The following is a 7,811-nucleotide window of genomic DNA, read 5'->3' on the forward strand; positions in this document are numbered from 1 at the left end:
CCGTCGAGGGCGTCCTCGGTGACGTTGAACCCGCGGAAGACCAGCGCCTTGTTGGCGACGAGCTGCTCGTCGACCGGGGCGGAGCGCAGGTGCGCGACCAGGGCCTCGGGAGTCGCCTCGGCCCCGATGTCACTGGGATGGATCTCCAACGGACCCCACTGGCGGTCGTTCATCACTTTCTCCCTCGGTCACTGAGCGCGAGCTTTTACGGTGCAGGTTGGGGGACGTACCTATACTTTTTCTCTTTCGGGCTCTTTCTCCGCCGCCTCGCGGTCCGCGCCCGCCCCGGCGAACGTCACGATCGCGATCAGCGCCAGGACGACCATGACGGCGCCGAAACCGAGCAGCACGGGCTGGATGCCGTAGTCCTGCATCAGCCAGCCGGCGGAGATCGCGCCGAGCGCGCTGGTCCCGGACACCAGGAGCAGCACGACGCTGCCGACCCGGCCCTGGAGGTGGTTGGGCGTCATCCGGGACTGGTGCACGATGCCGGCCACGGTGACCGCGCCGCCGATGAGCGACAGCAGGAAGAACAGGGTGCCCAGGGCCAGCGGCTGGCGGGTGAGCGCCGCCACCGGCATGGTGAACGCCCAGGCCACATGCGTGATGATCATGATGTACCGGATGCTCTGCCGCCGGATCCACCAGCCGCCGAGCAGCGCCCCGCACATGCCGCCGATCCCGCCGGCCGCCAGGATCAGGCTCACCGTGGCCGCCGAGCGGCCGTCCTCCTTGATGATGAACTGCACGCCGAGGATCAGGCCCTGGAAGAGCAGGTTGCTGCCGGCGACCAGGAGCAGGGCGACCCGGAAGTACTTCTTCTGCCAGACCCAGGCCAGGCCCTCGATCGCGCCGGAGACCGGGGAGCTGCGGACCTTCGACGGGTCCGCGCGCATCGGGCCCTTGAGGCCGAGCAGGGTGAACAGGGAGAACAGGTAGAGCACGGCGCTGGACGCGAACGGCGCCCACCGGGCCAGCTCGAACAGGAACCCGCCGGCCGGGTGCCCGGCGAGCGCGGCGGCCCGGCCCCGGGCCTCGTTGCGGGCCAGCGCGGTGGGCAACTGGTCGCGGGTCACCACGTTGGGCACGGCGGCCCGCTCGGCGAGCTGGTAGAAGATGGTCAGGGTGCCCTGGAGGAACGCCACGGTGAACAGGTGCCAGAGGAACAGCCGGCCGAAGAACAGCGGGACGGCGATGCTGGTGACCCCGCAGAGCCGGATCACGTCCGCCCAGATCATGATCTTGCGGCGGTCCCACCGGTCGACGAGGACGCCGGCCGGCAGCTGGACCACGAGCATCGGCAGCAGCGCGGCGAACGCGACGAAGCCGGCGACGGTCTTGGAGTAGCCGGCGAAGACCACGACCAGGGTGAACGGCAGGGCGCTGAACCGCTCGGCCAGCACCGCCATGCCGGAGCCGGTCCACAGCAGCAGGAACGGGCGGTTGCGGCCCAGCGGGACGGGCCTGTCCGCCCCGGTCGGGACGCCGGGGCCGACCGGCGGCTGGCCGGGCGGGGTGCCGGGGCCGACCGGCGGCTGGCCGGGCGGGGTGCCGGGGCCGACCGGCGGGGTGCCGGGGGCGGCCACGGAGTCCGGGCCGCCCGCCTTCGTCTGCGTCACGCCGCGCACCATTCGAGCACGGCCATCGCGCTGTGCATCTTGTTCTCCGCCTGGTCGAACGCGACACTGCGCGGCCCGTCCAGGATGTCGGCCGTGACCTCCTCGCCCCGGTGCGCGGGCAGGTCGTGGAAGAACACCGCCCGCGGGCTGTTCGTCCACAGTGCCTCGTTCACCTGGAACGGGTCGAAGATGTTCCGCCAGTCCGGGTCGGGCTTGACGGTGCCGGTGGTCTGCCAGCGGGTGGTGTAGATGACGTCGAAGCCGCCGGGCAGGTCGGTCATGTCGTGCCGTTCGGCGACCTGCGCACCGGTCCGGGCGGCCTGTTCGGCGGCACGGGCCAGGACGCCGGCCGGCAGGCCGTAGCCGGGCGGGGTGCGCAGTTCGAGCGTGGTGCCCGGGAAGCGGCTCAGCGCGAGGGCCAGCGCGACGGCGGAGTTGTTGCCCTCGCCGACGTACAGGACGCGCAGGTTCTCGACCTTGCCGAACTGGCGGTGCAGCGTGGTCAGGTCGGTCAGCCCCTGGGTGGGGTGCTCCTCGGCGCTCATCGCGTTGACGACGGCCATCCGGTCCTGGGCCGCCCAGGAGCGCATCTCCGCCTCGGCGTCGGAGGTGCGCGCGACGAGGAGGTCGACCATGCGGGCCAGTACCCGTCCGGTGTCCTCCGTGGTCTCGCCCGTGTTCGTCTGGAGGTCGTGGGGGCCGTAGGTGAGGATCTGCGCGCCGAGCCGCAGCGCGCCGGCCGAGAACGCGGTCCGGGTCCGGGTGGAGGTGCGGCGGAAGTAGATGCCGGCGACCAGGCCGTCGAGGGTGCGCTCCCGGGAGTCGGGGTGCGCGGCGAACCACGCGCCCCGCTCCACGATGGAGTACAGGTCGTCGTCGGTCAGGTCGTTCAGCGAGATCAGGTGCCTCATCGGCCGGCCTCCGGGAGTTCGTCGTCGGACAGTGCGGCGATCTCGGCCCGGATCCGGTCCTCGACCAGGAGCGCGAGGTGCGCGACCGTGTTGCGTTCGAAGATGTCGCGGACGGGGATCTCCACGTCGAACTCCTCCTGGAGCCGGGACGCGAGCCGCACCGCGAGCAGCGAGTGCCCGCCGAGGGCGAAGAAGCTGGCGTGTACGCCGGGTTCGACGCCGAGCAGTTCGACCCAGATCTCGCTGATCCGCTCCTCGACCACGTCGCGCGGGGCCACGAACTCGACGCCGGAGCGCAGCGCGTCGCGGTCCGGGGCCGGCAGCGCGCGCTTGTCGAGCTTGCCGTTCGCGGTCAGCGGGATCTTGTCGAGGGGTACGAACGCCGCCGGCACCATGTACTCCGGCAGCCCCACCCCGCAGTGCTCGGCGAGCTCGGCGCCCCCGACGGAGGCGGTCGGCACGTAGTAGACGACGAGGCGCTTGTCCCCGGGGGTCGGCTCGTCGGCGATCACGACCGCGTCGCGCACCGCCGGGTGACCGGCTAGGACGGCCTGCACCTCGCCGAGCTCGATCCGGTAGCCGCGGATCTTGACCTGGTCGTCGGCGCGGCCCAGGAACTCCAGGCTCCCGTCGGGCCGGCGCTTGGCCAGGTCGCCGCTCTTGTACAGCCGGCCGGTCCCCCACGGGTCCGGGACGAACCGCTCGGCGGTCAGCTCCGGCCGGTTGAGGTAGCCGCGTGCCACGCCGGGGCCGCCGACGTAGATCTCGCCGGGGACGCCGACCGGGACGAGGTTGCCGTCCGGGTCGAGCAGGTGGATGCGCAGGTCACCGAGGGGGTGGCCGACCGGGTTGCCGGCGAGGGGCTCCAGGTCGCACGCCCGCACCTGGTAGTAGGTGGAGTGCACGGTGGTCTCGGTGATGCCGTACATGTTGACCAGCGCGGGGTGCTCGACGCTGAACCGGTCCGTCCACGGCGCCAGGTCGGGCACGTCGAGCTTCTCGCCCGCGAACACGACCGCCCGCAGGTTCAGCCGGTCGATCCGGGGGTCGCCCTCGCCGGCCAGCGCCACCAGGCTCCGGAACGCGCTCGGGGTCTGGTTGAGCACCGTGACCTGGTGCTCGACGAGCAGGTCGAGGAACTCGTCGGGCGCGCGGGTCACCTCGCGCGGGACGACGACGAGCTTGCCGCCGTGCAGCAGCGCGCCCCACAGCTCCCAGACGGACACGTCGAAGGCGTACGAGTGGAACAGCGGCCATACGTCGGTCGGCCCGAACTCGTAGTGCTCCCACGCGGAGGTGAGCAGGCGCAGCACGTTCTCGTGGGTGAGGCACACGCCCTTGGGCTTGCCGGTGGAGCCGGAGGTGTAGATGACGTAGATCAGGTTGTCGGGGGTACCCAGCGGCTCGGGGTTGTGCTCGGGGCCCGCCAGTTCCGTGTCGAGCAGGACGTGCGTCGCCCCGCCGACCAGACCAGCGTGCTCCGAGCGGGTGACCACGACGGAGGCCCCGGCGTCGGTCAGCATGAACCCGAGCCGGTCGGCCGGCTGCACCGGGTCGAGCGGCAGGTAACCGGCGCCGGACTTGAGGACGCCGAGCAGGGTGGGTACCAGGTCCGGGCCGCGCTCCAGGCACACGCCGACCAGGGACTCCGGGCCGGCCCCGAGGCTCCGCAGGTGGTGCGCGAGCCGGTTGGCCCTGGCGTTGAGCTGCGCGTACGTCAGCTCGTGCGAGCCGAAGGCCACCGCGATCGCGTCGGGGGTCTCGGCGACCTGCTCCTCGAACACCTCGTGCACGCACTTGGCGACGGGGTGGCTGGACCGGGCCGGGGCCGCGAGCAGCCCCTTCTCGGCCGGGTCGAGGAAGTCCACCCGGTTCAGCGGGACGTCCGGGGCGGCGGTGACCGCCTCCAGCAGGCCGACCAGGTGGTCGCCGAGCCGGGCCATGGTGGCCTCGTCGAACAGGGCCGTGGCGTACTCCAGCGCGCCGGACAGCGAGCCGTCCTCGCCCCGCCACATGAACAGCGTGACGTCGGTCTTGGAGATCCGCCACGCGTCCTGGAAGGCCTCCCCGCCGGAGTTGGCGGTCTGGCCCTCGTCGAGCAGGTCGAAGCCGACCTGGTAGAGCGGGGTGCGCGACAGGTCCCGGTCGGGCTGCAGGTCCTCGACCAGCCGCTCGAACGGCAGCTCCTGGTGCGCGAACGCGGCCGTGCAGACCTTGCGCACCCGGTCGAGCGCCTCGGCGAACGTGGCGCCCTCGAGGTCCGCGCGGAGCACGAGGGAGTTGAGGAAGCAGCCGACCAGGTTCTCCGCCTCGGGCCGGTCCCGACCGGAGACGGGTACGCCGACCACGGTGTCCCACTGTCCGGTGTACCGGGCCAGCACCGCCCCGAACGCCGTGAGCAGCGTCATGAACGGGGTCGCCCCGTGCCGCTTGCCGAGCTTCTCCACGGCCGCCGCCAGGTCCGCCGGCACCGCGATCCGGACGCCGGCGCCGCGCGGGTCGCGCTCGGCGGGCCGGGGCCGGTCGGTGGGCAGCTCCAGGGGGCGCAGGCCGTCGAGGGTGGCCCGCCAGTAGTCGAGGTCGCGGCCGAGGCGCTCGTCGGTGAGCCAGGAGCGCTGCCAGGCGGCGAAGTCGGCGTACTGCACGGCCAGCGGCGGCAGCTCCGTACCGGCCAGCAGGGCGGCGAGTTCGCGCTCGATGACCACGGTGGACCCGCCGTCGGAGGCGATGTGGTGCAGGGTGAGCAGCAGGACGTGCTCCTCGCCGGGCACCCGGACCAGCAGGGCTCGCCACACCGGGCCGGTGGCCAGGTCGAAGCCGCGCGCGAGCTGCTGGGCGAGCACGTCGGTGAGGTCCCCGGGGGCCGCGTCGGCGACCCGGAGCTCGACGGTGCCGGGCGGGTCGATGACCTGCACGGGCCCGCCGGCCTCGGTGACGTAGCGGGTGCGGAGGATCTCGTGCCGGGCGGACAGGCCGTCCAGCGCGCGGCGGACGGCGGCCGGTTCGAGGGCGGCGTCGAGGCGGAGCAGGACCGGCGCGACCCACTCGGGGCTGGCCGGCTGCATCCGGTCGAGGAACCACAGCCGGTGCTGGGCGAACGACAGCGGCAGGACGCCGTCGCGGGGCACCGGCACGACCGGGGGCACCACCTCGGCGGGCAGGGTCAGCAGGAGGGCCTGCTGCTCGACCGTTGTCGCGGTGAACAGGCCGCGCAGCTGCACCTCGCCGCCGGACGCGACCCGCAGCGCCTTCGCGAGCCGGGTCAGCACCAGCGAGGAGCCGCCGAGGCTGAAGAAGTCGTCGTGCACGCCGACCCGGTCGACCTTGAGCAGGTCCGACCAGACCCGGGCGACGAGCTCCTCGGCGGGGGTACGCGGCGCCACGTAGTCGGTGCCCTCCGGCTCCGGCGCGGGCAGCGCGGCCCGGTCGACCTTGCCGCTGGTGGTGAGCGGGAACGCGTCGAGCTGGACGAACACGGCCGGGATCAGGGCCTCGGGCAGCCGGTCGCGGAGGAACTCGCGCAGCTCGGTACCGGGCAGGGCGCGGGTGCCGACGACGTACCCGGCGAGGCGCTTGACGCCCTCCGGGTCGGCGAAGGCGACCACCACGGCACCCTTGACCTCGGCGTGCGCGGCCAGCGCGGCCTCGACCTCGCCGGGCTCGATCCGGACCCCGTTGATCTTGACCTGCTGGTCGATCCGGCCCAGGTACTCCAGCGTCCCGTCGGCGCGCCAGCGCACCTGGTCACCGGTGCGGTACAGCCGCGCGCCGGGCTCGCCGTACGGGTCGGGGACGAACGTGGCGGCCGTCTGGTCGGGGCGGCCCAGGTACCCCCGGCCGACACCCACCCCGCCGGCGTGCAGCTCGCCGGGCATCCCGACCGGGACCGGCTCGCCGTCGGGGTCGAGAACGAGCACCCGGTTGTTGGGCAGCGGCTTGCCGATCGGCACGGGGCCGGTCTCCTGCACCGGGTCGAACGGGTGCGCGGTCACGTCGATGGCGCACTCCGTCGGCCCGTACGTGTTCCACAGCTCCGCCTTCAGCCCGTCGGTGAGCCGCCGGCCGAGTTCGGCGTGCAGCGGCTCGCCGGCCGAGAACAGCAGGCGCAGCGACAGGCAGTCCCGCCAGGCGGGCTCGTCGGCGAGCAGCCGGTACACCGAGGGCACGCCCTGGAGCACGGTGACGCCGTGCCGGACGATCGCGGCCACCATGGCGGCCGGGTCGCGCTCCGCGCCCACCGGGGCGAGTACGACCGTGCCGCCGCTGATCAGCGGGGCGAAGAACTCCCAGCAGGCCGCGTCGAAGGTCAGCGCGGTCTTCTGCAGCACCCGGTCGTTCGCCGACATCTGGTGCCGCTCGGCGGCCCACAGCACCCGGTTGCGGATCGCGGCGTGCCCGACGACGACGCCCTTGGGCCGGCCGGTGGAGCCGGACGTGTAGATCGCGTACGCGGCGTTGTCGCCGGTCACCTCGACGGCCGGGGGCGCGTCCGGCAGCGCCTGGACCTCGCCCCAGCCGGGGGCCAGGCACACCGGGCGCGCGGCGGTGCCGTGCAGCGCGTCGGCCAGGGACTCCTCGGTGAGGACGATCCGCGCGGCGGTGTCCTCCAGGACCCAGTGCAGCCGGTCGCGCGGGTGCTCGGGGTCCAGCGGGACGTACGCCGCCCCCGCCTTCCACACGGCGAGCAGGGCCACGACCAGGTCGGCGCCCCGGCGCATCCGGACCCCGACCAGGGACTCGGGGCCGACGCCGAGGCCGTGCAGGTGGTGCGCGAGCCGGTTGGCGCGCAGGTCGAGTTCGCGGTAGGCGACCGTGCGGTGCTCGTCGATGACCGCGACCCCGTCGGGGGTCCGGGCGGCCTGCTCGGCGACGAGCTCGTGCAGGAGGAGGCTCATGCGCTCGCCATCCGCTCGCGCAGGCTCAACGGGCGCAGGTCGGTCCAGATCTCGCCGATCCGGGCCAGGCACTCCTCGCGGGAGCCCTCCGGGCCGTCGTACACCCAGCCCGCGGGCGGCTGGCGGTCGGCCCACCACAGCGAGTACTGCTCCTCGTCGTTACGCACCACGCGGTACGTGCGGTCGTCAGACATGCTCGCTCCTGCTCTCGACTCGGCGGGGTCCACCGAGCACGATGCGACCTTCCGCTATACGCCGCCTATATCCCCCTCCCCCGTTCGGCCAACAGACCAGCTCACGACGGGTACCGGGCCCGTGCGGCGCGCACCCGGGCACGACGGAGGCGTGCCCCGCGCGAAACCGCCGCGCGGGGGGCGSCCCCGGGG

At 73.4% G+C, this 7,811-nt stretch carries 4 protein-coding genes; all 4 read right to left on the bottom strand.

Annotated features, from left to right (window positions below; translation table 11 throughout):
• Positions 1–230: 230 nt before the first annotated feature.
• From PT931_RS22015 to PT931_RS22030, 4 genes are read right to left on the bottom strand one after another with little or no spacing between them, the layout of a single operon-like run.
• Positions 231–1,619 (bottom strand): MFS transporter, encoded by a 1,389-nt coding sequence (locus tag PT931_RS22015; protein WP_456247655.1) that lies wholly within the window; start codon positions 1,617–1,619, stop codon positions 231–233.
• Positions 1,616–2,530 carry an ornithine carbamoyltransferase gene (locus tag PT931_RS22020; RefSeq protein WP_456247656.1) on the bottom strand — a complete coding sequence of 305 codons (915 nt, stop codon included), beginning with the start codon at positions 2,528–2,530 and terminating at the stop codon, positions 1,616–1,618. Before PT931_RS22020 ends, PT931_RS22015 begins: the two co-directional genes overlap by 4 nt.
• Complete coding sequence (locus PT931_RS22025) at positions 2,527–7,425, bottom strand: amino acid adenylation domain-containing protein (RefSeq protein WP_456247657.1); 4,899 nt, start codon at positions 7,423–7,425, stop codon at positions 2,527–2,529. Before PT931_RS22025 ends, PT931_RS22020 begins: the two co-directional genes overlap by 4 nt.
• Complete coding sequence (locus tag PT931_RS22030; protein WP_363720518.1) at positions 7,422–7,619, bottom strand: MbtH family protein; 198 nt, start codon at positions 7,617–7,619, stop codon at positions 7,422–7,424. Before PT931_RS22030 ends, PT931_RS22025 begins: the two co-directional genes overlap by 4 nt.
• Positions 7,620–7,811: the final 192 nt, after the last annotated feature.

It is taken from the genome of Longispora urticae (assembly GCF_053902585.1).